At 73.0% G+C, this 22,735-nt stretch carries 22 protein-coding genes; 9 read left to right on the forward strand and 13 right to left on the reverse strand.

What is annotated here, in order from left to right; translation table 11 throughout:
* Positions 1 to 106 precede the first annotated feature (106 nt).
* Positions 107 to 793, forward strand: coding sequence for an O-methyltransferase (locus ACYVID_RS00920; RefSeq protein ID WP_460733529.1), 687 nt, complete (start codon positions 107 to 109; stop codon positions 791 to 793).
* A gap of 119 nt (positions 794 to 912) precedes the next feature.
* Here ACYVID_RS00920 and ACYVID_RS00925 read toward each other — a convergent pair whose 3' ends face one another.
* The 3 genes from ACYVID_RS00925 to ACYVID_RS00935 are packed head-to-tail and all read right to left on the reverse strand — an operon-like array spanning position 913 to position 3,008.
* Positions 913 to 1,257, reverse strand: coding sequence for a hypothetical protein (locus ACYVID_RS00925; protein ID WP_460733531.1), 345 nt, complete (start codon positions 1,255 to 1,257; stop codon positions 913 to 915).
* Between the two features lie 4 nt (positions 1,258 to 1,261).
* Entirely contained in the window at positions 1,262 to 2,830 is a 1,569-nt protein-coding gene (locus tag ACYVID_RS00930) for a leucyl aminopeptidase (RefSeq protein ID WP_460733533.1), read from the reverse strand.
* Between the two features lie 10 nt (positions 2,831 to 2,840).
* A complete protein-coding gene (locus ACYVID_RS00935; RefSeq protein ID WP_166191440.1) occupies positions 2,841 to 3,008 on the reverse strand; it encodes a DUF3117 domain-containing protein in 168 nt (55 codons plus the stop codon).
* Positions 3,009 to 3,177: 169 nt separating this feature from the next.
* Between ACYVID_RS00935 and ACYVID_RS00940 the strand changes: the two genes are divergently transcribed.
* Positions 3,178 to 3,984, forward strand: a complete 807-nt coding sequence (locus ACYVID_RS00940; protein WP_460733535.1) for an enoyl-CoA hydratase/isomerase family protein — start codon at positions 3,178 to 3,180, stop codon at positions 3,982 to 3,984.
* A 134-nt stretch (positions 3,985 to 4,118) separates the two neighbouring features.
* Here ACYVID_RS00940 and ACYVID_RS00945 read toward each other — a convergent pair whose 3' ends face one another.
* From ACYVID_RS00945 to dapE, 5 genes are read right to left on the reverse strand one after another with little or no spacing between them, the layout of a single operon-like run.
* Complete coding sequence (locus ACYVID_RS00945) at positions 4,119 to 5,033, reverse strand: M14 family zinc carboxypeptidase (RefSeq protein WP_460733537.1); 915 nt, start codon at positions 5,031 to 5,033, stop codon at positions 4,119 to 4,121.
* Positions 5,033 to 5,461, reverse strand: coding sequence for a hypothetical protein (locus ACYVID_RS00950; protein ID WP_460733539.1), 429 nt, complete (start codon positions 5,459 to 5,461; stop codon positions 5,033 to 5,035). Before ACYVID_RS00950 ends, ACYVID_RS00945 begins: the two co-directional genes overlap by 1 nt.
* A 15-nt stretch (positions 5,462 to 5,476) precedes the next feature.
* Positions 5,477 to 5,740, reverse strand: a complete 264-nt coding sequence (locus ACYVID_RS00955) for a DivIVA domain-containing protein (RefSeq protein ID WP_460733541.1) — start codon at positions 5,738 to 5,740, stop codon at positions 5,477 to 5,479.
* On the reverse strand, positions 5,737 to 6,531 hold the full coding sequence (locus tag ACYVID_RS00960) for an LOG family protein (protein WP_460733543.1): 795 nt from the start codon (positions 6,529 to 6,531) through the stop codon (positions 5,737 to 5,739). The genes ACYVID_RS00955 and ACYVID_RS00960 overlap by 4 nt, the downstream gene beginning before the upstream one ends.
* Complete coding sequence (dapE, locus tag ACYVID_RS00965; protein WP_460733545.1) at positions 6,521 to 7,618, reverse strand: succinyl-diaminopimelate desuccinylase; 1,098 nt, start codon at positions 7,616 to 7,618, stop codon at positions 6,521 to 6,523. The genes ACYVID_RS00960 and dapE overlap by 11 nt, the downstream gene beginning before the upstream one ends.
* A 109-nt stretch (positions 7,619 to 7,727) precedes the next feature.
* Between dapE and ACYVID_RS00970 the strand changes: the two genes are divergently transcribed.
* From ACYVID_RS00970 to ACYVID_RS00980, 3 genes are all read left to right on the forward strand, one after another.
* Complete coding sequence (locus tag ACYVID_RS00970; RefSeq protein ID WP_460733547.1) at positions 7,728 to 8,591, forward strand: LLM class F420-dependent oxidoreductase; 864 nt, start codon at positions 7,728 to 7,730, stop codon at positions 8,589 to 8,591.
* Between the two features lie 107 nt (positions 8,592 to 8,698).
* Entirely contained in the window at positions 8,699 to 8,953 is a 255-nt protein-coding gene (locus ACYVID_RS00975; RefSeq protein WP_460733549.1) for a type II toxin-antitoxin system VapB family antitoxin, read from the forward strand.
* A complete protein-coding gene (locus tag ACYVID_RS00980; RefSeq protein WP_460733551.1) occupies positions 8,940 to 9,371 on the forward strand; it encodes a TA system VapC family ribonuclease toxin in 432 nt (143 codons plus the stop codon). The genes ACYVID_RS00975 and ACYVID_RS00980 overlap by 14 nt, the downstream gene beginning before the upstream one ends.
* Before the next feature lie 5 nt (positions 9,372 to 9,376).
* Here ACYVID_RS00980 and ACYVID_RS00985 read toward each other — a convergent pair whose 3' ends face one another.
* The 3 genes from ACYVID_RS00985 to ACYVID_RS00995 form a co-directional block, all read right to left on the reverse strand.
* Positions 9,377 to 10,183 carry a hypothetical protein gene (locus tag ACYVID_RS00985; protein WP_460733553.1) on the reverse strand — a complete coding sequence of 269 codons (807 nt, stop codon included), beginning with the start codon at positions 10,181 to 10,183 and terminating at the stop codon, positions 9,377 to 9,379.
* A gap of 10 nt (positions 10,184 to 10,193) precedes the next feature.
* The gene (ileS, locus tag ACYVID_RS00990) at positions 10,194 to 13,577 is read right to left on the reverse strand and encodes an isoleucine--tRNA ligase (RefSeq protein WP_460733555.1); all 3,384 of its coding nucleotides are present in this window, start codon (positions 13,575 to 13,577) and stop codon (positions 10,194 to 10,196) included.
* A gap of 419 nt (positions 13,578 to 13,996) precedes the next feature.
* A complete protein-coding gene (locus ACYVID_RS00995; protein WP_460733557.1) occupies positions 13,997 to 14,614 on the reverse strand; it encodes an AAA family ATPase in 618 nt (205 codons plus the stop codon).
* Between the two features lie 149 nt (positions 14,615 to 14,763).
* On the opposite strand from ACYVID_RS00995, the gene dapD reads away from it, so the two are divergent.
* From dapD to ACYVID_RS01010, 3 genes are all read left to right on the forward strand, one after another.
* A complete protein-coding gene (dapD, locus tag ACYVID_RS01000) occupies positions 14,764 to 15,732 on the forward strand; it encodes a 2,3,4,5-tetrahydropyridine-2,6-dicarboxylate N-succinyltransferase (protein ID WP_460733559.1) in 969 nt (322 codons plus the stop codon).
* Between the two features lie 190 nt (positions 15,733 to 15,922).
* Positions 15,923 to 16,885, forward strand: a complete 963-nt coding sequence (locus tag ACYVID_RS01005; protein WP_460733561.1) for a hypothetical protein — start codon at positions 15,923 to 15,925, stop codon at positions 16,883 to 16,885.
* A 170-nt stretch (positions 16,886 to 17,055) separates the two neighbouring features.
* Positions 17,056 to 19,998, forward strand: coding sequence for a hypothetical protein (locus ACYVID_RS01010; RefSeq protein ID WP_460733563.1), 2,943 nt, complete (start codon positions 17,056 to 17,058; stop codon positions 19,996 to 19,998).
* Positions 19,999 to 20,087: 89 nt separating this feature from the next.
* On the opposite strand, the gene dapC is transcribed toward ACYVID_RS01010, so the two are convergent.
* The gene (dapC, locus tag ACYVID_RS01015; protein WP_460733565.1) at positions 20,088 to 21,215 is read right to left on the reverse strand and encodes a succinyldiaminopimelate transaminase; all 1,128 of its coding nucleotides are present in this window, start codon (positions 21,213 to 21,215) and stop codon (positions 20,088 to 20,090) included.
* Positions 21,216 to 21,235: 20 nt separating this feature from the next.
* Positions 21,236 to 21,562, reverse strand: coding sequence for a ferredoxin (gene fdxA, locus ACYVID_RS01020; RefSeq protein WP_300645355.1), 327 nt, complete (start codon positions 21,560 to 21,562; stop codon positions 21,236 to 21,238).
* A gap of 88 nt (positions 21,563 to 21,650) precedes the next feature.
* Here fdxA and ACYVID_RS01025 point away from each other — a divergent pair, with 88 nt between their 5' ends.
* Positions 21,651 to 22,694 carry a GNAT family N-acetyltransferase gene (locus tag ACYVID_RS01025; protein WP_460733567.1) on the forward strand — a complete coding sequence of 348 codons (1,044 nt, stop codon included), beginning with the start codon at positions 21,651 to 21,653 and terminating at the stop codon, positions 22,692 to 22,694.
* Positions 22,695 to 22,735 lie beyond the last annotated feature (41 nt).

Consider the following 22,735-nt stretch of genomic DNA (forward strand, 5'->3'; position numbering starts at 1 on the left):
GCGGTGTTCCCGCCTCGCGGCCCCGCCCGCGGTCCGCTTCCGGGGCCCGCGCCCGGCGGCGTACGACGCTCGCGCCTGCGGCCGGGTGGGCCGGCCCCGCGGTAGGTTGACGCCCGACCACCCGCCTGAGGAGGCCGTCATCACCACCCCGATCAACGCCACCAGCTGGACCTACAGCGAGGAGTTCGTGGCCGAGGACGACGTCCTGGCCGCGGCCCGTGCGCGCGCCGAGGAGGTCGGCGTGGTGCCGATCAGCCCCGGCGGCGGCGCTGCCCTGCGCTTCCTGGCATCGGTGCTCGACGCCCGTGCGGTCGTCGAGATCGGCACCGGCACCGGCGTCTCGGGCCTGTGGCTGCTGCGGGGCATGCGCGCCGACGGCGTGCTCACCACCGTCGACATCGAGGCCGAGCACCAGCGCCTGGCGCGCGAGGGGTACGCCGAGGCCGGGATCGCCACCCAGCGGGCCCGGACCATCGCCGGCGCCGCGCTCGACGTGCTGCCGCGGCTGACCGACGGCCACTACGACCTGGTCTTCTGCGACGGCGACAAGCGCGAGTACGCCGCCTACCTCGCCGAGGCCTGGCGGCTGCTGCGCCCCGGCGGCGTCGTGGTCTTCGACAACGCGCTGTGGCACGACCGCGTCGCCGACCCCAGCCAGCGCGACGAGGAGACCGTCGCCATCCGCGAGCTCGGCCGCACCGTCGCCGAGCACGACGGCCTGCTCAGCGTGCTGCTGCCCGTCGGCGACGGCCTGCTCGCCGCCAAGAAGGTCTGGACGCCCGAGAGCGACTGAGGCTCGGGGCCGGGCTGGTCGTCCCACCTGTCACAAAGGTGCCGCGGCGGGGGTACTCCGAATCATTTCTGATGCCGAGCGCCAGCTCAGGATCAGAAATGATTCGGACTACCCCCGGCTCAGCGCTCCCCACGAGCCGTCGGCGCGAACCCGTCCCAGCCCTCGGCGGTGGCGACGTGCTCCCAGGCCTCGACGAGCACCGGCGGGGCGCCGACGATCCGGGTGCCCGGGGCCTCGGCGACCCCGGCCAGGAACTCCTCCTCGAAGGCGGCCCGGGCCTCTGGGCTCGTGAAGAGGTAGGTGCCCTCGAACCACTCGCCACGGCGCATCCGCCACACCTTGAACCGCAGCCCGTCCATGCCGGTGAACCGGGCGTGCGAGGTGGACTCGACGTAGGCGGCGAGCTCGTCGGCGACCCGGTCGGGTACGCCGGAGAGCGACCAGCGCACCGACAGCCCGTGCACGGCGCTACCCCTGGTGGCCCGCGCCGACGCCGGCGAGCGGGTCCTCGGACCCGAGCCAGGTCAGCAGGGCGCGGGCGCCGAAGCCGGACGGGCCGGTGCTCCACTCGAAGCTCTCCGAGGGCGAGTCCCCCACGGAGGCGATGTCGAGGTGGGCCCAGGGGACGTCGCCGGTGAAGTGCTGCAGGAAGAGCGCTGCGGTGATGGCGCCCGGGCCCCCTCCGGCGTTGTCGGCGTCGGCGACCTTCGAGGCGATTCTCTCCTCGTAGACCGAGGCCAGCGGGAAGCGCCACAGCGGCTCGCCGCTGGCGGTGCCGGCGGCGGCGATCGCGGTGGCCAGGCCCTCGTCGTCGGCGAAGAAGCCGCCGGTGCGCTGGCCGAGCGCCACCTTGATGGCGCCGGTCAACGTCGCGACGTCGACGAGCGCGGCCGGGCCGAGCTCGGCGACGGCGTACGCGAGGGCGTCGGCCATGACCAGGCGGCCCTCGGCGTCGGTGTTGGTGACCTCGGTGGTGCGGCCGCCGAAGTGGCGGATGACGTCGCCGGGGCGCATGGCGCGGCCGGAGACGGAGTTCTCGGCGCAGGCGAGCAGGCCGACGACCTTGACCGGGCAGCCGACCGACTCGAGCGCGGCCATCGTCGCGAGCACCACGCCGGCGCCCGTCATGTCGCGCTTCATCGTCGACATCGCCTCGCCGGGCTTGATCGACAGACCGCCGGTGTCGAAGGTGATGCCCTTGCCGACCAGCACGATCGTGGGGGTCCGGCGCGAGGACCTCCTCGGCGTGTAGTCGAGGCGGACCAGGCGCGGCGGGTTCACCGAGCCCTGGCCGACGCCGAGGATGCCGCCGAAGCCGCCGGCGGCCAGCTGCTGCTCGTCCCAGACCTGGTACTTCAGGCCGGCCCGGTCGGCGACCTCGCGGGCCTGCTCGGCGAGCCAGACGGGGTTCTTGAGGTTGGACGGGACGGTCGCCAGCAGCCGCGCCTGCCAGCCGGCACCACCGAGCGCGAGCCCTCGCGAGAGGGCAGCCTGCCGCTCCGGGCCGCAGCCGGCGAGGACGACCTGGCTGACCGGCACCGTCTCCGGCCGCTCCTGGGAGCGCCAGGAGAAGGAGAAGGAGCCCAGCACCACCCCGACGACGAAGGCCTCGAGCCCGGCGTCGTCGGTGATCGCGGCGATCGAGGTCGCCACGGACGCGCGCCCCTTGGTGGCCCGCGCCAGGGTCGCCCCGGCGCGCCGAAGCGCGTCGGTGCCCTGGTCGCCGACACCGACGAGTAGCACCCAGCGCAGGTCGCCGTCGTCCGGCGAGCCCAGCGGGACCGGCAGCCGCACGACCTCCCCGACCTTGCCGGTGGCCTTCTCGGCCTCCAGCAGGGCCAGCAGGTCGACGCCGAGCTGCTCGGCGAGCTCCTCGGCGCCCGGTCCGAGGACCGGCCCGTCACCCTCCTCGGGACCCGCAGGCAGCACGGGCAGGGCGACGACCTCCACACCGCGTACGGCGTGGGGCCCGACGTCGCTGAGCGCGATCTCCGGCGGGGTGACCTGGGTGGGCAGTGCGGGTGCCGAGGGCTCCATCAAGCGGCGATCAGCCGACGACGGCCTTGAGGGCGTCGCCCAGGGCGCCGGCCTCCTCGGCGTTCAGCTCGACGACGAGACGTCCGCCGCCCTCGAGGGGGACCCGCATGACGATGCCGCGCCCTTCCTTGGTGACCTCCAGCGGACCGTCGCCCGTCCGCGGCTTCATCGCCGCCATCGCGCACCTCTTCCTCGTCGTCTTGCCCGAACGGCACAGGACGCGTGGCTCCGAGCGAGCCCGGACCACGCGTGGAGGACCAGTATCCCCCACCGGGAGGGTGATCGGCAGCACAGGGTCCCCCTCGGTGGACACCACCGCCCGCAGGGCATGCGGCAGACTCCCCTGCATGACCAGCCCGCTGACCTCCGGCCCCGTCCTGCTCGACCTCGCCGACGGCGTCGCCACCATCACGCTCAACCGCCCCGAGGCCATGAACAGCCTCGACATCGCGACCAAGGAGATCCTCGTCGAGGTGACCCGCACCGTCGCGGAGGACCCCGAGGTGCGCTGCGTCGTGCTGACCGGCACCGGGCGCGCCTTCTGCACCGGCCAGGACCTCAAGGAGCACATCGGGCTGCTGGAGACCGGCGGCAGCGACCAGCTCTTCACCACCGTCGAGAAGCACTACAACCCGATCGTCGCCACGCTCATGGAGATGGACAAGCCCGTCATCGCGGCGGTCAACGGCGTGGCCGCCGGTGCGGGCGCCAGCCTGGCCATGGCGTGCGACATGCGCATCGTCGCCGAGGGCGCGGGCTTCAACCTCGCGTTCTCCAACGTCGCGCTCTCCTGCGACACCGGCGCCAGCATCAACCTGCAGATCCTGGTGGGCCGGGCCAAGGCGCTGGAGCTGCTGTACTTCCCGCGCACCGTGCCCGCCGCCGAGGCGCTCGAGCTGGGCCTGGCCACGCGCGTGGTGCCCGCCGAGGCGCTGGCCTCCGAGGCCGGCGAGCTGGCCCGGCGCCTGGCCGCCGGTCCGACGCGCGCGTACGGCGCCATGCGGCGCTCGGTCTCGTACGCCGCCGGGCACAGCGTCGCGGACTCCTTGGAGCTCGAGCGGCAGATGATGAACGCCACCGGCGCGACCGAGGACCACGCCGCGGCCGTCGCGGCGTTCGTGGCCAAGCAGAAGCCGGAGTTCCACGGGCGCTGAGCCGCCGGCGGGGCGCGGGCGGGCGGCGGGGTCCGTCGGCTACCCGACAGACCCGGGACCTCCACGACGGACCTTCGTCGTCGGACGTCCGGGTACGTCGGGTGGCCGACGAACCCGGAACGCCTGCCCGGGGCTCAGCCGCCCGGCGTCGGCCCGCCGGTCGCCGTCGGCTCAGCCGTGGGCGTCGGGTCCTCGGTCGGCTCGGGCTCCTCGGTGGGCTCGGGCATCGGCCCCCACTCGTAGGCACCCTCCTCGACCCCGACCGCCCGCAGGATGCGGGGGGCGAGCACGTCGCGGAGGTACGCCTCCCCGGGCGCCGGTCCGAGCTCCACGGTGAGGGCGGACCCGGCGTACCGGTCGTTGAACCAGCCGGTCATCGTGCCGTGGCAGACACCGCCGCAGTCGAAGGTCTTGCGCGGCAGCCGCAGGATCCGCGCGACCCGTTCGGCGAAGGCGCGGTCCTTGGTGTCGGTGTCCACGCCGTGCAGCGGCTGGTGGAAGCTCAGGATGCGGTCGGGCCGCACCCGTGCGAGGAAGCGCATCACCGCGCGGGTCTCGGGCTCGGAGGCCGGGCGGGGGCCGGACTCGTAGTTGCCGTCCAGCGGGGCCCAGCGGTAGGGGAAGTTGCGGTTGAGGTCGACCCCGCGGGCGTTGCGACGCGTGCCGGCGGCGATGCCGTCGGGGTTGTAGGTCGGGATGACCCAGAGCTCCGCCCCGATGACCGGCCGGCCCTCCAGGATCGACCACAGCGCCGGGCGGGTGCGCTGCTCGTTGCCGTGCATGGCCCCGATGAGCACGATCGTGGGTACGCCGTTGTCGGCCGGCTCCCCGAGGCGGTGCGCCAGGATCGGGCGGCCGCGCACCGACTCGCCGATCTCCAGCGTCTGCACGACCGCGTCGCGCTCGGCGCGGGCTGCGGCGCTGGCAGCAGGGACCTGCGTCGCGACCGAGACCTGCTGGGACCCCAGCGCGAGGACGGGCGCCGCGAGCGCGGCGACGAGGACGGCGAGCCCGACCCGGCTCCGAGCACCGGCGCGGGACCGCGGCATCAGACCGCTGCGGTCCAGTAGGCCCAGGTGAAGACCGCGACGCCGACGACCATCCCGAGGTGTGCGAGCAGCGACAGGCCCGGGCCGCTCGACCAGGAATCCTCCGGGACCTCGACGGCGTGCCGGCCCTTCGAGGGCAGCCAGCGCACGAGGATCATCAGGCCGGCGATGGCCGTCGCCCACCACAGGCCGAGCGCGACGATGCCGACGAGCGGGTCACCGGGCACGGAGTCCTCGGGGCCGATGAGGAAGACCAGCCACACGAGCACCGCGAGCGAGCCGAGGACCGTGTGCGCCAGCAGCCAGGTCGGTCCAACGTCGACGCGCCGGGCCCCGCCCTCCTCCGAGCGACCCAGCCGCAGGCGGGTCAGGGCGACGACGACGGCGCCCAGGAACGTGAGGACGTAGACGACGACGCTGACCGACACGCGGGTGAGTGTGCCTCACTCGGTGTGTCGGGCGCCACGACCGTCCTGCTCCTCGGCGAGCCGCGCCAGCAGGGCGTCGACCTCGCTCATGCGGTAGCCGCGGAAGGCGATCGAGAACCGGACCCGGCGCAGGTCCTCGCTGGTCAGCGGTCGGTCGGCCGGCACGAGGGCGTCGGGGCGGTCGTCGTACTCCTCGGCGAGCGGGGCCCCCTTGCCCGCGGCGACGACGGCGATCGCACCCAGCAGCAGCACGACCAGGATCGCGAAGAACCACATCATCGGCGCTGGTCCTCCTCTCGCGCGGCGACCATGATCCGCACCGCCTCGTCCACGTCGTCGGTCAGGACCATCATGTCGAGGTCGGCCGCCGAGATCTTGCCGGAGGCCAGCTGCGTGTCGCGCATCCAGTCCACGAGGCCGCGCCAGTAGTCGGTGCCGACGAGCACGATGGGGAACTCGGTGACCTTGCGCGTCTGCACCAGGGTCAGCGCCTCGAACAGCTCGTCGAGAGTCCCCAGTCCGCCGGGCAGCACCACGAACCCCTGGGCGTACTTGACGAACATCGTCTTGCGGACGAAGAAGTAGCGGAAGTTGATGCCGAGGTCGACCCAGTCGTTGAGGCCGTCCTCGAAGGGCAGCTCGATGCCGAGCCCGACGCTGACGCCGCCGGCCCGCGACGCGCCCCGGTTGGCCGCCTCCATGGCGCCCGGCCCGCCGCCGGTCACGACCGCGAAGTCGGCCTCGACCAGCTTGCGGCCCAGCTCCTCGGCCTGGGCGTACGACGGCTCGTCGGGCTTCGTGCGGGCGGACCCGAACACGGCGACCGCCGCGCCGAGCTCGGCCAGCTGGCCGAAGCCCTCGACGAACTCCGACTGGATCCGCATCACGCGCCAGGGGTCGGTGTGGACCCAGTCGTGCGGGCCGCGGGAGTCCAGCAGCCGCTGGTCGGTCGTGGTGCTGGGGACCTGGCTGCGGCGGAACCGCACCGGCCCCTCGTAGCGGCTGCGCGCGGACGCGCCCTGGTCGGGCTGCTGCCCGGTGCCGTGGTCAGGTCCGTGGTCAGCGTCCATCGGTCAGCCACCTCCTCAGCGTCGTCGCGCAGGTCTCGATGTCGGAGACCTTCACGTGCTCGTCCTGCTTGTGGGCGAAGAGCGGGTCGCCCGGGCCGTAGTTGACCGCCGGCACGCCGAGCCCGGTGAACCGGGCGACGTCGGTCCAGCCGAACTTCGGTGCCACCTGCCCGCCGACGGCCTCGACGAACGCCGCGGCAGCCGGCCGGTCCAGCCCCGGGAGCGCTCCCGGTGCGAGGTCGGTCAGCGTGACGTCGTACGGCGCGAAGAACTCGGTGACGAAGGCGACCGCCTCGTCGGTGGAGCGGTCGGGCGCGAAGCGGAAGTTGACCTCCACGACGCACTCGTCGGGCACGACGTTGCCGGCGACGCCGCCGTGGATGCGCACGGCGTTGAGGCCCTCGTGGTACTCCAGGCCGTCGATGACCGGGCGCCGGGCCTCGTAGGCCTGCAGCCGCGCGAGCACGTCGGCGGCGCCGTGGATCGCGTTGACGCCCTTCCAGGAGCGGGCGGAGTGCGCGCGCTCGCCGTGGGTGCGGACCTCGACCCGCAGGGTGCCCTGGCAGCCGGCCTCGACGCCGGCGTTGGAGGGCTCCATGAGGATCGCGAAGTCGGCGGCGAGCAGCTCGGGCTCGCGCTCGGCGAGGTGCTTGAGCCCGTTGTAGCGCTCCTCGACCTCCTCGGCCTCGTAGAGCACGTAGGTCACGTCGCGCACCGGCTCGGTCACGGTCGCTGCGAGGTGCAGCAGGACGGCGTCCCCGCCCTTCATGTCGCAGGTGCCGAGCCCGTGGAGGATGCCGGCCTCCTCGTCCAGGCGGCTGGGGAGGTTGTCGTTGAGCGGGACGGTGTCGAGGTGGCCGGCGATGACGACGCGCTCGCCGCGACCCAGGTCGGTGCGCGCGACGATCGTGTGGCCGCGCCGGGTCACCTCGAGGTGTGCGTGGGTGCGCAGGGCCGCTTCGACCGCGTCGGCGATACGGCCCTCGTCGTGGCTGACGGACTCGATGTCGACCAGGTGCCGGGTGAGCGTGACCGGGTCGGTCGTCAGGTCCAGGGTCGGACCGGTGGGCAGGTCGAGCGAGGTCATGGGGCGAGTCAACCAGCCGTCGCCGACGCGGGGGTGAACTGGACACCTGTCCGGATCACGGGTGCCACCCCCTTCCCCTGGAACTGGAACAGGTTCTAGTGTCCGTCCCATGCGCAACGGACTCGTCCTGTTCACCTCCGACCGCGGCATCCGGCCCGCCGACCTCGCGGTCGCCGCGGAGGAGCGCGGGTTCGACACCTTCTACGTGCCCGAGCACACCCACATCCCGGTCAAGCGGACGGCGGCCCACCCGGGTACCAAGGACGAGACGCTCCCCGACGACCGCTACCTGCGCACCCTCGACCCGTGGGTCTCGCTGGCCACGGTCGCCGCGCGGACCTCGCGGATCAAGCTGTCCACCGCGGTCGCCCTGCCGGTCGAGTCCGACCCGATCACCCTCGCCAAGACCATCGCCACCCTCGACCACCTCTCCGACGGCCGGGTCGAGATCGGCGCGGGCTTCGGCTGGAACACCGACGAGCTCACCGACCACCACGTGCCGCCGGAGAAGCGCCGCACGGTGCTGCGGGAGTACGTCGAGGCGATGCGCGCGCTGTGGACGCAGGAGGAGGCGTCGTACGACGGGGAGTTCGTGAAGTTCGGCCCGTCGTGGGCCTACCCCAAGCCCTCCCACCACATCCCGCTCATCATCGGCGCCGGCGGCGGCCCCAAGACCTTCAGGTGGATCTCCGAGAACGCCGACGGCTGGATGACCACCCCGACCCAGCAGGACATCTCGGGCCAGATCGAGAACCTCAAGGCCGCGTGGGCCGAGGCCGGGCGCGAGGGCCTGCCGGACATCCGCGTCCTCATCGCGTTCAAGCCGAACCCCGACGACCTCATGCGGTGGGCCGAGCAGGGCGTCTCCGAGCTGATCTGGGGCGTCCCCGACAAGGCCCCCGACGAGGTCATCGCCTCGCTGGACCGGATGGCGGACCGGCTCGGGCTGCAGCCCCCAGCGCTCATCGGCTGACCCGGCGCGCTGGCAGTCGTGTCCGTCAGCGCGCGCCCGGCCGCACGCTCAGGGACACCACCGTTCTCGAGCATCATGATGCTTCTGCTCCGCACTACGATGTCCACATGCGCACGACCGTCAACATCGACGACCACCTGCTCGAGCAGGCGCGGCAGGTCGCCCTCACCACCCGTCGCTCGTTGGGTGACGTCGTCGACGACGCCCTGCGTCTGTTGTTGAACGCACCGGCTCAGGAGCAGGAGCGGGTCGACCTGCCGACGTACGGCGGTTCGGGCCTGCTCCCCGGCGTCGACCTCGAGGACAAGGCCGCCCTGGCCGCGCTCCTGGACGAGGAGCGCGACGCCCGTGCTGCTGGCTGACGTCAATGCGTTCATCTACGCCCACCGGCCGGAGAGCCCTCGGCACGACGAGCACCGGGCGTGGCTCGAGGACGCGCTCCAGGCTCATGAGCCTTTCGGTGTGAGCGAGCTGGCGCTGTCGGCCTTCGTCAGGATCGTCACCCACCACCGGATCTACCGCGAGCCGACACCGACCGAGACCGCGCTCGCCTTCTGCTCGGCCGTCCTGGACTCACCGTCGGCGGTGCGCGTGCGACCGGGCGCGCGCCACTGGTCGATCTTCGAGGACCTGTGCCGGGGCTCTGCAGCACGAGGGAACCTCGTCCCCGACGCCTACCTCGCGGCGCTGGCCATCGAGCACGGCGCGACGTGGGTCAGCACCGACCGCGGATTCGCCCGCTTCCCCGGGCTGAGGTGGCGCACCCCGCTCGGGGACTGATCCGGTCAGGGAGCCTCGAGCTCGACCGGCTCACCCCAGGCGGAGTAGTCGAGCCGGGCGGTGCCGGTGCCCTCGATGCCGTTGAGGGGGTCGGCGTACCTCGCCTCGAGCCGCAGCGGCAGGCCGTCGGCACCGACCCACAGGGTGACCGGGAGACGCTCGGGCAGGCCCACCCACGGCACCGAAGCGAACGCGTCGAGGCCCGGGGACGGGAGGTCGGGGATGACGACGCGGAGCCGGTACGCCGCCGCGGCATCGTCGACCTCGTCGACCAGGTCGGGAGCGGTCTCGATCGCGATGGCACCCCCGACGAGCGTCTCGAGCTCCGACGCGGGGTCGGTACGCAGGGTGCGGGCCGCGAGCGCCTCATCGCTCGAGGACGGTTCCGGAACCGGCCGGAAGCCCTCGTCGTCGACAGCCAGGAACGGCTCGCCGTCGACGCGACGCAGGGTGAACACCGGTTCCCCCTCGACCACTTCGACGCTGAGCTCGAGGTCGCCGTCGGGGGCCGCGTAGTCCTGGACCAGGAACTGGGTCGGCGGCGGGTTGAGATTGCCGACCGCCAGCCGCACCGATCCGGCCGCCCGGACCCGGTCGACCACGTCCTCCAGCACCGCCCGAGGGACGCCGGACCCGGAGGTCTCCACCTCGCCGCCGGGCCCGGGTCCGGCGGGTGGGGTGCCCGCTGTCGCCGTGGGAGCGATCGACAGTGTGGGCAGGGCGATCCTCGGCTCCTGCTCGCCCGAACATGCGCTCAGCACCACGGGGGAGACCCCGACCAGGCAGACCCCGACCAGCGCGCCGAGCCGCACCGGTCCCACCTCAGGCCCTCGTGACGCTGAGTGTGGCCTTCTCACCCGCGCCCAGGTCGACGAGCGCCGCGCCAGGTGCCGGATCCCCCACCTCGTACGCCGAGGCGAGGGTCTCCTCGCGGACCAGCTGCTCGTGCGTGGTGGCCGCAGCGCGGACCGCGTCGCCGCCCCCGATCACCAGCGCGATCCGGTCGGAGACCTCGAGCCCCGCGTCGCGGCGGGCCTGCTGGACCGCGCGCACCAGGTCGCGGGCCAGACCCTCCGCGGCCAGCTCGTCGGTGACGGTCGTGTCGAGGACGACGAACCCGCCCCCGGGCAGCACGCCGACCGCGGTCGACTCGTCGGCTGCACCGGCGACGGTCTCGAGGGTGTACTCCCCCTCGACCAGCGCCAGCCCGCCCGCGGTCACGGTGCCGTCCTCGGCCACCGACCAGTCCCCGGACTTCGAGCCTCTGATCGCCTGCTGCACGTCCTTGCCCAGCCGCGGCCCCGCGGCGCGGGCGTTGACGGTGAGCTTCTGCTCCACGCCGTACGCCGCCGCCTCGGGCGCGTCGGCCGCGAGCAGCCGGACCGCCTTGACGTTCACCTCGTCGGCGACGATCGACTCGAAGCCCTCCAGGTCGGCCGGCGAGGGCACCACGACGGTCAGCGTCGAGAGCGGCAGCCGGTTGCGCAGCGACCGCGCCTTGCGCAGCGCCGAGGTGGCCGAGCAGACCTCGCGGACGGTGTCCATGGCAGCGACGAGGGCGTCATCAGCCGGGAGCGACGAGGCCAGCGGCCAGTCCGCCAGGTGCACCGAGCGCCCGCCGGTCAGGCCGCGCCAGATCTCCTCGGTGGTCAGCGGCAGGAGCGGGGCGGTCGTGCGGCAGACGGTCTCCAGCACCGTGTAGAGCGTGGCGAAGGCCTGCTCGTCCTCGGACCAGAACCGGTCGCGGGAGCGCCGGATGTACCAGTTCGTCAGCACGTCGAGGAAGCCGCGCGTGTGCTCGCAGGCGTCGGCGACGGCGTACGAGTCCAGGGCCCCGGTCATCGCCTCGACGTAGTCGCGGCACTTGGCCAGCAGGTAGCGGTCCAGCGGGTCGCTCGAGCCGGTCGAGGCCGTGACGTCGACGCCGGCGCCGTCACGGGCGGCGTTGGCGTACAGCTGGAAGAAGTACCAGCTGTTCCACAGCGGGATCATCACCTGGCGCACCGAGTCGCGGATGCCCTGCTCGGTGACGATGAGGTTGCCGCCGCGCAGGATCGGGCTCGCCATGAGGAACCAGCGCATGGCATCGGCGCCGTCGCGGTCGAAGACCTCGCGCACGTCGGGGTAGTTGCGCAGCGACTTCGACATCTTGTTGCCGTCGGAGCCGAGCACGATGCCGTGGCTGATGCAGTTCTCGAAGGCCGGCTTGTCGAAGAGCGCGGTGGCCAGGATGTGCAGCGTGTAGAACCAGCCGCGGGTCTGGCCGATGTACTCCACGATGAAGTCGGCCGGGAAGTGCGGGTCCTTGGTGTCCGAACCGCTGAACCACTCGGCGTTCTCGAACGGGTAGTGCACCTGGGCGTACGACATGGAGCCCGAGTCGAACCACACGTCGAGCACGTCGGGGACCCGGCGCATCATCGAGCGACCGGTCGGGTCGTCGGGGTTCGGGCGCACCAGGTCGTCGACGTACGGCCGGTGCAGGTCCGGCTCGCCGGCGGCGTTGCGCGGCAACGTGCCGAAGTCGCGCTCGATCTCCTCGAAGGAGCCGTAGACGTCGACGCGCGGGTAGGCCTCGTCGTCGGACTTCCACACCGGCACCGGGCTGCCCCAGAAGCGGTTGCGGGTGATCGACCAGTCGCGGGCGTTCTCCAGCCAGCGACCGAACTGGCCGTCCTGGATGTGCCCGGGCACCCAGTTGATCTGCTGGTTGAGCTCGAGCATCCGCTCCTTGATCGCGGTGACCTCGACGAACCACGACGAGACGCCCTTGTAGATCAGGGGCTCGCGGCAGCGCCAGCAGTGCGGGTAGGAGTGGTCGTAGGTCTCGCGGCGCAGCAGGATCGTGCCGGGCGTGACCGAGCCGGTCTCAGGGGTCTCGTGGCTCGCTCCGCGACCATCGGGAGCACTCGCACCTCCACCATCGGGAGCGCTCGCGCCTCGACCAGCGTGGAGGCGGGTCGCGGACTTGAGGTGGTCGATGATCTGCAGGTTGGCCTCGAAGACCCGCAGGCCCTCGTAGTCGGTGACCGGGAACGTGAACCGGCCGTCCTTGCCGACCGGCATGACCGCCTCGATGCCCTCGCGGTCGGTCACCTCCTTGTCGACCTCACCGAACGCGCCGGCGGTGTGCACGAGGCCGACACCGTCGGTGGTGGTCACCGCGTCGTCGGCGGCGACGACCCGGAACGCCCGGCCGTGCTCCTCGCTCGCGTGGTCGGCGAAGTAGGAGAACGGCGGGTCGTAGGTGCGCCCGACGAGCTGGGCGCCGGTGTAGCGGCCGAGCACGGTCGGCTCGTCGGCGTCGGGGAAGAGCTCGCGCTTGTACGCCGCCAGGCGGGCCTCCGCGACGACGTACTTGGCCGTGCTTCCCTCTCGAGCCCCTGGGACCGGGCCCTCCACGACGACGTACTCGATCTCCGAGCCGACCATCACCGCGAGGTGGCTGGGCAGGGTCCAGGGCGTGGTGGTCCACACGAGCAGGTGCGCGCCGTCGAGGACCTCGTCCTCGCCGGTCTCGTGCATCCGCAGGCCGACGGTGACCGCCGGGTCCTGCACGTTCTTGTAGACGTCGTCGTCCATCCGCAGCTCGTGGTTGGACAGCGGGGTCTCGTCGTTCCAGCAGTAGGGCAGGACGCGGAAGCCCTCGTAGACCAGGCCCTTGTCCCACAGGGACTTGAAGGCCCACATGACCGACTCCATGTAGTCGGGGTTCATGGTCTTGTAGTCGTGGTCGAAGTCGACCCACCGCGCCTGGCGGGTGACGTAGTCGCGCCACTCGCCGGTGTACTTCATGACCGACTCGCGACAGGCGTCGTTGAACTTCTCGATGCCCAGCTCGACGATCTCGTCGGTCGTCTTGATGCCGTTGAGGCGCATCGCCTCCAGCTCGGCGGGCAGGCCGTGGGTGTCCCAGCCGAAGCGGCGCTCGACCCGCTTGCCGCGCATCGTCTGGTAGCGCGGGACGAGGTCCTTGACGTAGCCGGTCAGCAGGTGGCCGTAGTGCGGCAGTCCGTTGGCGAACGGCGGACCGTCGTAGAAGACGAACTCGTTCTCGCCGCGCTCGCCCGGGTCGCGCTGGTCGATGGAGGCCTGGAACGTCCCGTCCGCGGCCCAGTAGGCCAGCACCCGCTCCTCGATCTCGGGGAAGCGCGGGTTGCTCGCGACGGTCGTGGCGTCGGTGTGGGAGACCTTCGGGTAGGTCATCGCTGGCTCCTGGGCTCGTCGTCTGCTGGGGTCTGCCTCACCCAGGGACGACCCTCGCGGACCGCGGTACCACCCTGCTTGCGCCCTCGCGGGCACCTCTTCGTTGCGGCTGTGACGGGCCTACCCGTCCGGTTCTAGTGAGCCTCGGGTGCTGCTGGTCGAGACCGTTCTTCCGGAGGCTCGCCGCTGATGACGGCTCGGACGCCTGTGCCCGAGATCGTACGGCGCCGCGGGGGTGATCCGGAAACCGGTTCTCCCGGCTGGCCGGCGGCCGCGGTCGAGGTGCGCATCGAGGTGCGGGTCGAGGTGCGCGTCGAGGCCCCAGGACGCGCTGGTCCGCGTCCTCAGGCCTCGACCCACACCTCGACGCTGGCCTCGACCCCGCCCACGCGTCGCACCCCGGCCCGACCCCGGGACGATCATCCCGCGAGCCACTCCAGGGTCCGCGCGGCGACCTGCCCCGGGGAGAGGTCGGTGTTGTCCAGGCGCAGGTGCCGGTGCTCGGCGATCACCGCGTCGGCGGGGCTGGGCCGATCGGGGTCGGTGTTCATCCGGTGCCGCTCCTCCACGTCGCGCACGTGGGCGTCGGACCACGCGAGATCGGCCTTGGAGGGCTTCGCGGCGATCCGGTCCTCGCCGACGTTGCGCACCAGCCGCGTCTCGAACCGCGCGTGGAGCTCGAGGAAGGACACCCGCAGCCCGCGTGCGGCGTACGGCGCGACGAGCCGGCGCACGTAGTCGGCGTCCTCGGGCAGGTCGACCGGCCAGACGAACGTGACCACGAGGCGCATGCCGCTGGCAGCTGCCTCCTCGACCACCTCGCGCCGCCACGCCTCCTTGAGCTTCTCGAAGGAGGGGTGGTCGAAGCCGAAGACCTCGGCGAGCGGCTCGATGACGTGGTGGTTGTGGAAGAGCCGGAAGTCGGAGGCTGCCGCGATCGCTCGGCCGACGGTCATCTTCCCGACGGCGGGCGGGCCGATGACGACCAGCAGCTCACCGGCGGCAGCGGAGGAGGCAGCGTCGGCACCCGAGGACATGCGCGGACCCTAGGCGAGCGACCAGCCGGCGCACACCCGTTTTCGACGGCCCCGCGCAGACCGTGCACCAGCACCACCCGGGGAGACGGTGTCCACGGGCGAGGTGTCCCCACCCTGCCTGTCCGCAGCCCCTCCTAGGGTGGACTCCCGTGACCTCCGAGAACTCCCGATCCGCCTGGGGCCACGGCCTCGCCACCATCTCGACCGACCCTGCGTCCGAGGGCAGCGTCCTGGACGTGTGGTTCCCGCGTCCGCAGCTGGGCAGCCGCCCCGAGGGCAACGACGTCCCGCGCGAGCTCATCGAGGCCGAGGGCAGCGACCACGCGCGCCGGGTGCGCCGCGAGGTCGTGACGGTCGAGATCGACCTCGACGCCGCGCCGGCCAGCACCGCGGACGTGTGGCTGCGCCTGCACCTGCTCTCCCACCGCCTGGTGGCGCCGCACGGGCAGTCGATGGAGGGCGTCTTCGGCCTGCTCACCAACGTGGTGTGGACCTCCGCCGGCCCGTGCGCGGTGGAGGGCTTCGAGGACACCCGCGCCCGGCTGCGCGCGCAGGGCCAGCACGTGTCGGTCTTCGGGATCGACAAGTTCCCGCGGATGACCGACTACGTCGTGCCCACCGGTGTCCGCGTCGCCGACGCCGACCGGGTCCGGCTCGGCGCGCACCTCGCGTCCGGGACGACCGTGATGCACGAGGGCTTCGTGAACTTCAACGCCGGCACGCTCGGCGCCTCGATGGTCGAGGGCCGGATCTCCGCCGGTGTCGTGGTGGGCGACGGCTCCGACGTGGGCGGGGGCGCCTCGATCATGGGCACGCTGTCCGGCGGCGGCAAGGCGGTCATCTCCATCGGGCAGCGCTGCCTGCTGGGCGCCAACGCCGGGCTGGGCATCTCGCTGGGCGACGACTGCGTCGTGGAGGCCGGCTGCTACGTCACGGCCGGCACGAAGGTGACCGTCCGCGGCATCACCGGCGTCGAGGACGGCAGCGTCATCAAGGCCGCCGAGCTCTCGGGTGCCAGCAACGTGCTGTTCCGGCGCAACTCGGTCTCCGGCGCGGTCGAGGCCGTGCCGTGGAAGGGCGAGGGCATCGCGCTCAACGAGGCGCTGCACAAGAACTGAGCGCCTAGCCCCGGCCTGGAGGTCGAGCAGCCCGAGCGCCAGCGAGGGCGTCGTCGAGACCGCGTGGGCTGCCTGTGGTCGCCGACCACAGAGATGTGCGGCGGTCTCGACGACGCTCGCTGGCGCTCGCTGCTCGACCAACGGCGGTGGGTGGCCCGCGTCTCTTGAACCACTCCCGGACGATGGGGTCGTGAACAGGTTCCTCGGAGCACTCGTCGCCCTCACGGTCGTGGTCGCGACCGTGGCCGGCGGCTACTACGTGCTCCGCGAGGTCGGGCCCTCGTTCGTCGGCGACCGCTGCTTCGCCGCGGTGGGCGACCAGGAGGTCGAGCTCACCCTCGAGCAGGCCGGGAACGCCGCGCTCGTCGCGGCCATCGGCGTACGGCGTGGGCTGCCGGCGCGGGCGGTGTCGATCGCCCTGGCGACGGCCTACCAGGAGTCCGACATCCGCAACCTCGAGAGCGGCGACCGGGACTCGATCGGGCTCTTCCAGCAGCGGCCGTCCCAGGGCTGGGGGTCCCCCGCGCAGGTCGGCAACCCGGTCTACGCGACCAACGCCTTCTACGACGCGCTCGTGGAGATCGACGGCTACGAGGACATGCCGATCACGGAGGCGGCGCAGGAGGTGCAGCGCTCGGCGTTCCCCGACGCCTACGCCGACCACGAGGACGACGCCCGCGTGCTCGCCTCGGCGCTGACCGGCAACAGCAAGGGCGCCTTCCACTGCGAGACCTCCGACAGCGTCGACCCCGGCGACGCCCGGCTCGGCGGCAACGGGCTGACCCCGCGCGCCGAGGCCGTACGCCGGGAGGCGGTCGCGGTGTTCGGCGAGCTGTCCCTGGGCGGGTTCGCGCCGGGCGGCGTCAGCAGCGGACACATGGAGGGCTCGACCCACTACGACGGCCGCGCCGTGGACATCTTCTTCCGACCCGTCACCGAGGCCAGCAAGGTCCGGGGCTGGGCCGTGGCGTCGTACCTCGCCGCCCAGGCCGAGCGCCTGCACATCCAGACGATCATCTTCGACGACCGGATCTGGACCGCCCGCCGCGCCGACGAGGGCTGGCGCGACTACGACGCCCCGCGCAACGACGACCCCGCCACCCAGGCGATCCTCGAGCACCGCGACCACATCCACGTCGACGTCTTCGCCTGAGGAGGACGCGCCGGCGGAGTCCTCGGGGGGTCGGCGGGGGGATACTCCGCACGAAATTTCACCCTCAGCTCGAGCTGAGGGTGAAATCGTGTGCGGAGTACCTCCGCTCTCGTGGACCCGTTCCCGGGCACAGCACTAGCGTGAGCAGGACCTGTCCGGGAGGTCCCCCCATGCACCACGCATCCCGTCTCGCACCCCCTCGAGCGCTCGGCCGCGGCCGGGCCGCGGTCGTCGTCACGACCACGCTCGCTACGACGCTCGCGATGCTCGCCTCGCTGCTGGCCGTCGAGCTGGTCCGCAGCCCGGCCCAGGCCTGGAAGCCCTACACCCACACGTGGTCGGCCGACCTCGCGCTGGTCGACGCGGCCGACGGCAGCGTCGAGGTCGCGGGTGGCACCTACCCGCTGGACGAGCGGGTCGCCGCGGCCCTGCTGGCGGCACCGGACCACTACCGCGCCGGCGTGATCGGTCCGGACGCGTTCCCCGACCTGGTGATGGGCCAGTCCGTGGTGCACCCGGGCACGGAGCCCGGGCCCGACGGCGTGCCGACGGCGACGACCGGTGACTGGCTCGTCCACGTGCTCGACCGGGCGTGGGACGCCCAGGAGGACCCGCGCTACTCCGCGGCCGAGCGGCAGCAGGTGCTGGCCTTCGCCTACGGCTTCCTCACCCACGCGGCGGGCGACGTGTGGGCGCACACCTTCGTCAACGAGTACGCCGAGGGCGTCTTCCCCGCCCTCGAGGAGGTCGCCTCCGACGCCGAGGCCGCGGCGGTCGCGCTGCGGCACATCGTGGTCGAGGGGTACGTCGGCGAGGTGACCCGCGGCTTCGACGCCCACCCGGACCGGGCGCCGGTCGAGGGCGGGGTGTCCGACGACAGCACGCCGCGGGTCGGGCTCGCGGCCCCGCCGGACCTCTTCGTCTGGGAGACCTTCGTGGAGCGGCCCCGCATTCCAGGCGGGCGCTTCGGTGGGAGGGCCTTCGCCGACGCCCCCGCCAACGGGCAGCCCACCGCCGAGCGCGGCCCGCTCATCGGGGGCTTCTACGGGCTGCACGACTCGCTGCTGCGCACGGCCATCACGCCCGCCGGGAAGCTGCCGTGGACCAAGGCCAAGGTCCGCCGCAAGATCGCCCAGTGCGCGACCGTCGGGTGCCGGGTCCGCAAGGTGGCCGAGCAGGCCGGGCGCCGCTACGCGCTGGAGTGGTCCGAGGACGTGGCGGCCGGGCTGGAGCGCTGGGGCCGGGTCGGGGAGTCGTTCCTGCTGGGGCTCTTCGAGCCCGCCGTACGTCGCGAGGCCCAGGACGACCTGTGCCGCAACGACGGGCCCGAGGACTCCGCGACCCGGCGGGTGTGCGAGGAGGCGGTCTCCACGATCGACACGATGCTGTGGTTCCTCCAGGACGAGCGCTACCTCACCACGCAGGGGCCGCGGATCGGCTCGATGCTCGGGGCACCGGACCGGTTCCTCAAGACGTGGGACCGGTTCCGGCGGGTGATGCGCTTCGTCGAGGACCGGCTGGACTTCCTCGTGCCGCAGCCGCTCGAGGAGCTCGTGACCCGGGCCGAGGAGTGGCTCGGCGAGCTGGTCAACGACGCGATCAGCAAGGTGCTCGGCTTCGACCTCGAGGTGTGGTTCGACGCGCTGCGCTCCCCCGGCACCTACCTCGACGGCACCTACGGCCGGACCCTCCCCGGGTCGCTGAGCGTCTTCAACGACCGTGACCTCTTCCCCGAGGACGCGCGCGAGCGGGTGGACGCCCTGCTCGGCCTGGACACCACGCTCGACGAGCGCGGCAAGCACCCGCCGGGCACCGAGCTCGACCTCGAGACCTTCTCGCCGCTGGCCAACACCGCGGTCCTGTCGCGGCTCGTGCTGCTGGACGGCGCGGCCCTCGACGACCTGCTGACCGACCTGCTGGGGCGGCCGGTCGCTACCTACTCCGCGGGCACCGGCGGGGACCCCGACCGGCTGGTGCGTCGCAACGTCATGACCTGGTCGCTGGGCGGCGGCGAGCCCTGGCTGCGCAACATCGACTCCGACCACGCCTGGCGCCGCGACGGCCAGCCGATCTGGTGCACCCCCACCCTGGTCGGCTCCTGCGAGGCCGAGTCCGAGGCGGTGCCGCGCGACGCCGCGCTCGACGGTGGCACCGGGACGATGCCGCTGTGGGAGAGCTGCGTGCTGCGGCCCGCCTTCCGCTCGCTGTTCGCCGACTGGCAGCGCAAGGGCCCCTTCGACCCGTTCCCCGACTACGGCGACGAGCCCTCCGGTGACGTGGTCAACGACCCGGCGCCGCCGGAGTCGTCGCTGGCGGTGGTCAGCGGGGCCCGCGCAGGGGGCTTCGTCGCGCCCGGGACGGTGCTGCGCGTGGACGCCGAGGAGACCGACGACCGGGGCCGGGTCTTCGCTCCCGAGGACCTGGTCGTGCGTGTGCGGGTCGGGTCGGATCCGCTCGTCAGCGGCCCCCCGGGCACCACGGTCACGCTGCCCTCACGCTCCGGACCCGTCGAGGTGCGGCACCAGGGCGGCGACCCCTGCCACCCCGTCGACGAGCCCAAGGGAGGGCTCGCCGTGTACGACGTGGACGCCGCCCCGCCCCTGCAGCGGTGCGGGCTCCCGGTCAAGGTCACCAGCGCCGAGTCCTGGTCGCTCGACTGGGAGGTCACCGACCCCGGGGCCGGCGTGGGCGAAGCGTCCACGACCGTCAGCGACGTCGGGTCACCCGGGCAGGCAGCCGTCGTGCCCCGGGGCGGCACGCTGTCGGCGTACGACCTGGGGCCGGGGTACCACGCCTACCGTCACGACGCGGTCGACCTCGTCGGCAACGCCTCGACGCTGACCGGCTGCGGGGTCTTCGTGACCGCCGACGGCGCCACGCTCCGGGCCAACCTCGACCAGGCGCTGGCCCGCGGGGACGTCACGCAGGCGGCGTACGACGACCTCCGCCCGCCCCTGGACCAAGCGGCCGGCGCCGTCGCCCAGGGGGACGCCCAGGGCGAGTCGGCCGGCCTGCAGCAGCTCATCGACCTGCTCGCCCAGCTGCCCGGCGTCGACCCGGACCTCCGGGACCGGATGTCGGCGCACGCGAAGCAGCGGTTGGCGGAGCTGTAGGGGGCCGCGGGCCGGGGTAGTCCGAATCAGATCTGATGCTTACTGGCCAGTAAGCATCAGATCTGATTCGGACTACCCCGCCTCACGCGTCAGGACAGCCGGGAGACCGCGGCCGCGATCCGGTCGTCGGTGGCGGTGAACGCGACGCGGACGTGCCGGTTGCCGGCGCGGCCGTAGAACGAGCCGGGAGCCACGAGGATGCCGCGCTCGGCGAGCCAGGACACCGTGTCCCAGCAGTCCTGCTCCACGCCATCGACCAGGCGGGTGCTCCAGAGGTAGAGCGAGGCCTCGGAGTGGTCGACCCGGAAGCCCGCAGACTCCAGGGCGGCCCGCAGCGAGGCGCGCCGGGCCGCGTAGACCGCGTGCTGCGCGTCGGCGTGTGCGTCGTCGTCGAGGGCGGCGGCCATCGCCTGCTGCATGGGGCCGGGCATGATCAGCCCGAGGTTCTTGCGGACCGCGAGCAGCTCGGCGACCAGGGCGGGGTCGCCGGCGACGAAGGCGCAGCGGTAGCCCGCGAGGTTGGAGCGCTTGGACAGCGAGTGCAGCGCGAGGATGCCGTCCAGCGAGCCGCCGTTGACCGACGGGTGCAGCACCGAGACCGGCTCGGCCTCCCACGCGCACTCCAGGTAGCACTCGTCGGAGACCAGCACCGTGCCGCGCTCGCGGCACCAGTCGACGACCTTGCGCAGGTGGTCGACGGGCAGCACGCGGCCGGTCGGGTTGGAGGGGCTGTTGAGCCACAGCAGCGCCGGTGCCGTCGGGCCGAGCGGGACCAGGGAGTCGGTCGCGACGGGGGTGGCGCCGGCCAGCACCGCGCCGACCTCGTACGTCGGGTAGGCCAGCTCCGGGAACACCACGGTGTCCCCCGGGCCGACCCCGAGGTGGTGGGCCAGCGTGGCCACCAGCTCCTTGGAGCCGATCGAGGGGATGACGTGCTCGAGACCGAGGCCGCTCACCCCGTGGCGGCGCGCCAGCCAGTCGACCGCCGCCTGCCGGGTGCGCTCGAGCCCGATCGTGACCGGGTAGCCCGGCCAACCCGAGTGGGCACGCAGGGCGTCCTGCGCGACCGCGGGGGTCGGGTCGACCGGCGTACCGATCGAGAGGTCGACGATGCCGTCAGGGTGCGCCTGGGCGCGCGCCTTGTGCTCGGCGAGCGAGTCCCACGGGAAGTCGGGCAGCCGGTCCGAGACCCGGCGGCCGTCGATCCGCAGGCCCACCCCGGGGCTCGCAGGGGTGCTCAGTGGTCCTGGTTCTGCGGGGGCAGCGCCGCGACCATCGGGTGGTCGTGGTCGATCTCGCCCATCTTCGCCGCACCGCCCGGCGAGCCGATCTCGTCGAAGAAGTGCACGTTGGCGTCGTAGTACTCCTTGTTCTCCTCCGGGACGTCGTCCTCGTAGAAGATCGCCTCCACCGGGCAGACCGGCTCGCAGGCACCGCAGTCGACGCACTCGTCGGGGTGGATGTAGAGCATCCGCTTGCCCTCGTAGATGCAGTCGACGGGGCACTCGTCCACACACGCGCGGTCCTTGAGGTCCACGCACGGCTGGGAGATGACGTAGGTCACCGGAATCCTCCTGGGGCGGCTCTCGCCTGCTCGGTCGCGATGCCGGACACCTGTCCGGTCTACAGCGTGACCAGCCTAGTATCCCGTCGTGCCGGACGACGAGGAAGCCCACCCTTTGGCGCCCAGGACCTCGGCCGACGCGCCTGACCGGGCCGGCCACGACCGCCTGGCCGCCCAGGCCGCCAGCCTCGGCCCGCACGTGGTCGGGCAGCGCGTCGTCGTGCGCCGCATCGTGCGCGGCGAGACCGGACCCAGCGGCGGCCCCGCCCTGACCGACCTGCTCGGCACCTGCGTGTCGTGGGGCGACGGGTTCTGCGTGGTCGAGCCGGACGGCAAGTACGCCGACGGCGACCCGGTGCGGATCGCCCTCGCCGACATCGTCTCCGGCAAGCCCGTGCCGCCGCGCCCCTCGGTGCGCCAGCGCGTCCCCGCGCGCGAGGCCGAGCTGCGCGTGGTGCGGATGTTCCCCGGCACGGAGACCGAGCCGCTCGGCGAGTGGCTGCTGCGCACCGACCCGGCCCCGGTCGGCCGCCTCTACAAGCGGGTCAACTCCTGTCTCGCCCTGGGCTCACCGGGGGTGCCGCTGGCCGACGCCGCCGCCACCGTCCAGCAGTGGTACGCCGCCCGCGACCGTGACCCGCTGGCGCAGGTCGAGGCCGGGTCGGACGTCGAGTCGGGGCTGCTCGCCCTGGGCTGGCGCCGGCTCCCGCACGGGGAGGCCGAGCTGCGGCTGGGGTCGATCTCCCGGACGCTGCGCGGCCTGCGGGTCCCAGGCGGGGCCGACGTGGCCGACGGGGCCGGCGGGGCCGACGACCGGGCGGTCGTCGCGCCGGAGTCCGGCGAGGAGCGGGTGCTCGTCGTCGTACCGGGGTCCGGCGAGCCGCTCGCCGAGGGCCGCGCCGTGCTCGACGGCGACTGGCTGGGCCTGCACGACCTGCGGGTGCGGATCGACCAGCGGCGGCGCGGGCTGGCCCGCGAGGTGATGGGCACGCTGCTCGACTGGGGCGCCGAGCGCGGCGCCCTCACCGCGTGGCTGCACGTGGAGACCGACAACGTCGCGGCGCGCGCGCTCTACGACGGGCTGGGGCTCGGGGTGCACCACGTGGTGCGCTACCTGGAGCCCCCGGCCTGAACCGGCTGCCGGCGGGCCCGACCGGCGGTCGAAGCACTCCG

It is taken from the genome of Nocardioides ginkgobilobae, assembly GCF_054781275.1.

Coding starts and splice junctions, on each gene's coding strand:
- ACYVID_RS00970 (WP_460733547.1), top strand. CDS start 7,728: ATGCGCAACGGACTCGTCCTGTTCACCTCCGACCGCGGCATCCGGCCC.
- ACYVID_RS01010 (WP_460733563.1), top strand. CDS start 17,056: ATGCACCACGCATCCCGTCTCGCACCCCCTCGAGCGCTCGGCCGCGGC.
- ACYVID_RS00940 (WP_460733535.1), top strand. CDS start 3,178: ATGACCAGCCCGCTGACCTCCGGCCCCGTCCTGCTCGACCTCGCCGAC.
- ACYVID_RS00960 (WP_460733543.1), bottom strand. CDS start 6,531: ATGGACGCTGACCACGGACCTGACCACGGCACCGGGCAGCAGCCCGAC.
- ACYVID_RS00945 (WP_460733537.1), bottom strand. CDS start 5,033: ATGCCGCGGTCCCGCGCCGGTGCTCGGAGCCGGGTCGGGCTCGCCGTC.
- dapE (WP_460733545.1), bottom strand. CDS start 7,618: ATGACCTCGCTCGACCTGCCCACCGGTCCGACCCTGGACCTGACGACC.
- ACYVID_RS00935 (WP_166191440.1), bottom strand. CDS start 3,008: ATGGCGGCGATGAAGCCGCGGACGGGCGACGGTCCGCTGGAGGTCACC.
- ACYVID_RS00975 (WP_460733549.1), top strand. CDS start 8,699: ATGCGCACGACCGTCAACATCGACGACCACCTGCTCGAGCAGGCGCGG.
- ACYVID_RS00955 (WP_460733541.1), bottom strand. CDS start 5,740: ATGATGTGGTTCTTCGCGATCCTGGTCGTGCTGCTGCTGGGTGCGATC.
- ileS (WP_460733555.1), bottom strand. CDS start 13,577: ATGACCTACCCGAAGGTCTCCCACACCGACGCCACGACCGTCGCGAGC.
- ACYVID_RS00930 (WP_460733533.1), bottom strand. CDS start 2,830: ATGGAGCCCTCGGCACCCGCACTGCCCACCCAGGTCACCCCGCCGGAG.
- ACYVID_RS00995 (WP_460733557.1), bottom strand. CDS start 14,614: ATGTCCTCGGGTGCCGACGCTGCCTCCTCCGCTGCCGCCGGTGAGCTG.